This is a genomic window from Thiomicrospira cyclica ALM1 (assembly GCF_000214825.1).
Taxonomy (GTDB): domain Bacteria; phylum Pseudomonadota; class Gammaproteobacteria; order Thiomicrospirales; family Thiomicrospiraceae; genus Thiomicrospira; species Thiomicrospira cyclica.
Genome location: NC_015581.1, coordinates 288240 through 289822 on the forward strand (window position 1 = coordinate 288240; position 1583 = coordinate 289822).

The window sequence follows — 1583 nt, forward strand, 5'->3', positions numbered from 1 at the left end:
AACACCGTTTAATTAACTGTAAATTTTTAAACCCAAAAAGGACGACTTATGAAAACCTTAATGTTTTATAACAACGTGCAACCGCTTAACAAAGAAACACACAAAAACCTACGTCTAGAATTCCTAGACAAGCCAAACTTCGCGTTTGCATCAGAAACTAATAGCGTCATGATTGCCTTGACCGAACTACCGTTGATTTCAAAGCACTACGTAACGGCATTTGCCGCACTGGGCAACCCAGAAGCCGAAGGCGAGCAGCAATATGCCCTAGCCTGTGTACTAGGTATGCGTGACAACGAAAACGTCTACGTAGGCCAAGACGGCGAATGGAGCTCACCTTACATCCCAGCGTTTGTTCGTCGTTACCCATTTGTCATTGCAGAAAACGAAGATCAATTCACCGTATGTATTGACCAAGACTTCCCACAGTTTAACGACAAAAAAGGCGAGCCATTGTTCAGCGAAGCGGGCGAACCAACCGAGTTACTTCAGCGTAACATCGACTTCTTGCAAGCCTTCCAGCGTGACGCACTAGCAACGCAAAACTTCATTGCTACGCTAAAAGAATTGGACTTGCTAGAACAAGCCAGCAGCACCATGCAGTTAAACTCGGGTGAAACCCTTCAGCTAAACGGCTTATACCTTATCAACGAGAAAAAGCTTAACGAGCTAAGTGCCGAGCAAGTTAAAAACCTAATGACTCAAGGGTACCTAGGTTTAATCTACGCACACCTATTGTCGCTTAACAACTTTAACGACCTAATGGATCGTATGGCAGGTAAACTCAATAATGCAAAGCCAGCAGAAACGTCAGCGGCGGCTAAGCAAAAAGCGCCAGCGAAGCACTAAGCGGATTTTAATAACCTGAAAATGGCATAAAATAACGCTCCGTAAGGAGCGTTTTTTTTTCAATCAATCAACAACAACCCCATGGAAATCATAAATATGACAGACCCTATTCAATACAAAGTACTAGACCCTCGTATTGGCCAAAGTATTCCACTACCCAGCTACGCCACCGCCGGATCAGCAGGCCTGGATTTACGCGCCGCTATCAGTGAACCCCTCACCATCGCGCCGCAGCAAACCCTGCTAATCCCCACCGGCCTGGCGGTATACCTAAGCGACCCCGGTTTAGCCGCTATGTTACTGCCTCGTTCAGGCCTGGGTCATAAACACGGAGTCGTTTTAGGCAATTTGGTGGGATTAATTGACTCCGATTACCAAGGCGAACTCAAAGTATCCTGCTGGAATCGCAGTAATACCCCCTACACCATCGAAATTGGCGAGCGAATTGCGCAAATGATCATTGTTCCGGTACTACAACCACAGTTTCAGCAAGTCACTGAATTTGCTACCGAAACAGTGCGCGAAGCTAGTGGTTTCGGGCACTCGGGTCAGCACTAAATACACAAAAAAGCGATCAGCATCCCTAGAAAGAATGTGCATAAAAAAAGAAAGTTTGCATTTATACCCGTTTTACCAAAAAAAAGTTGTTCCACTGCGCTTTGGGTGTATACCAGCAAAATCTAATACCTTAAAATTAACCCATAAATTAAAAGTGTAAGTAGTTTAAGGGCGTT

At 45.0% G+C, this 1583-nt stretch carries 2 protein-coding genes; both read left to right on the forward strand.

Features of this window, described 5'->3' with window-relative positions:
- Positions 1-48: 48 nt before the first annotated feature.
- Positions 49-849: a SapC family protein gene (locus tag THICY_RS01470; protein ID WP_013834842.1), complete on the forward strand. Its 801-nt coding sequence runs from the start codon at positions 49-51 to the stop codon at positions 847-849.
- Between the two features lie 96 nt (positions 850-945).
- Positions 946-1407: a dUTP diphosphatase gene (gene dut, locus THICY_RS01475; RefSeq protein WP_013834843.1), complete on the forward strand. Its 462-nt coding sequence runs from the start codon at positions 946-948 to the stop codon at positions 1405-1407.
- The last annotated feature ends 176 nt before the right edge of the window (positions 1408-1583 follow it).